Origin of the sequence: Streptococcus sp. HMSC070B10 (assembly GCF_001808665.1) — a bacterium.
Classification (GTDB): Bacteria; Bacillota; Bacilli; order Lactobacillales; family Streptococcaceae; genus Streptococcus.
This window is the reverse complement of record NZ_KV794152.1, coordinates 471071-472686: the sequence shown is the minus strand read 5'-3', so window position 1 is coordinate 472686 and position 1616 is coordinate 471071. Positions and strand designations below refer to the sequence as shown.

Here is a 1616-nt window from a genome sequence, read left to right as displayed (position 1 = left end):
ATGAAGTTAGTTTGGTGAATGCTTTAAAGAATTCCTATGAAGGGATTGAGGAGATTAAAATTTCCAATCCAGAATATACAACCCCTCCGGGCGACTGGTCTTGTGATGTAAATATTCTATTTTCAGATAAAGTAAAAATAGAATATCGTGTAGGCCACTCTTTAAATGAAGTTGAAAATTATAATGGTTTTGTTAATGGAAAAACAAATAAAGAAATAAATGACCAGTGGGAAATATTGAATTCTCATAAAGGGAAAACAACATCTTTAGTTACTATATATTATTCGGATAAAGAAAAAGGAGAACAGTAGTGGTTTTCACTTATACAGATAAACAACTTAATGAATTAAATCAAGGGAAAAATGTTTATAGTTCCAATCCAGAATATGTCAAGCGAAAGGGTTACAAAATTGTTACTCCTTCGCCTAAAAATAAAGGTGAAACAAACACCATAATATCCGATAGTCAAGAATTCCGTGTTGTCGCCACTAAGTCTGACTCAGGAACAGGTTTTGATGGTTTGGCGGTAGCTCCTATAGCCAATGGCAAACCGGATTATAAAAGTATAGCTGTGATTGCTGCGGGGACAGATCCTTGGAGCCCTACTGAGATTGATAAATCTGAAATAACTTTTCCTTATTATAGTGTAATATAGACTAATCTTTCTTATAGTATAATAAGAAAAAGGAGAAAAGCTTAAATGAGTAATTCTGGCATCAAAAAAAGTCATAAAAGGTTACTAATATTTTTGTCAATCGCAATTATCACAGCAGGAGGTGTTTTTATGTTTTCTATGTTAGGGAAATCCCAAGAAGAGCGTCGAAATAGAGAATATGAAGTTAGTTTGGTTGAAACCTTAAAAGATAGTTATGAGGGTATTGAAAAAATTAGTTTTTCTAATGCTAACTACACAAACCCACCAGGAAGTTGGACTTGCGTAGTTGAACTATTTTTTAATGAGAAAAGTATAAAATATAAAATTAATTATTCGAAAAAAGATAAACGTATTTCTGACATATCTTTAGAGAGAGAGAACAGAAAAGAGGATCGAGATTTTTTGAATAGTCACTTGGGAAAGACAAATAAACTCACAAAAGTTGTTTATTCAGACGGTTCAGAAGGAGAATATTAATGGTGTATAGTTATACTGATAAACAACTTAATGAATTAAATCAAGGGAAAAATGTTTATAGTGTAAATTCTGAGTATGCTGAAAGGGAAGTTGAAAAGAAGGTTGTATCCAAAACAGATGATAAGTTATTTTCGGATGAAACCAACACCATAACCACTTCTGATGGTCAAGAATTCCGTGTTGTTGCCACTAAGTCTGACCCAGGGACAGGTTTTGATGGTTTGGCGGTAGCTCCTATGGTCAACGGCAAACCGGATTATAAAAATGTAGCTGTGATTGCTGCAGGGACGAATCCAGAGAGTCCTACTAAAACTGATAGAAGTAAATCAACTTTTTCTTATTATAGTGTAATATAGGCTAATCGTATAGTAATAAGAAAAAGGAGAACAACTTAAATGAATAATTCCAGCATTAAAAAAAGTCATAAATGGATATTAATCGTTGTGTCACTCGCAATTATCACAGCAGGAGGTGTTTTTATGTT

At 33.0% G+C, this 1616-nt stretch carries 4 protein-coding genes; all 4 read left to right on the top strand.

The window, feature by feature from the left end:
- Window positions 1-311: hypothetical protein (locus tag HMPREF2613_RS03930; RefSeq protein WP_070479124.1), on the top strand; the 311-nt coding region annotated here is incomplete at its 5' end.
- Window positions 311-655, top strand: a complete 345-nt coding sequence (locus HMPREF2613_RS03925; RefSeq protein WP_070479121.1) for a hypothetical protein — start codon at window positions 311-313, stop codon at window positions 653-655. The genes HMPREF2613_RS03930 and HMPREF2613_RS03925, both read left to right, overlap by 1 nt.
- Before the next feature lie 45 nt (window positions 656-700).
- Window positions 701-1132 (top strand): hypothetical protein, encoded by a 432-nt coding sequence (locus HMPREF2613_RS03920; protein WP_042751197.1) that lies wholly within the window; start codon window positions 701-703, stop codon window positions 1130-1132.
- On the top strand, window positions 1132-1488 hold the full coding sequence (locus HMPREF2613_RS03915) for a hypothetical protein (protein ID WP_070479119.1): 357 nt from the start codon (window positions 1132-1134) through the stop codon (window positions 1486-1488). Before HMPREF2613_RS03920 ends, HMPREF2613_RS03915 begins: the two co-directional genes overlap by 1 nt.
- Window positions 1489-1616: the final 128 nt, after the last annotated feature.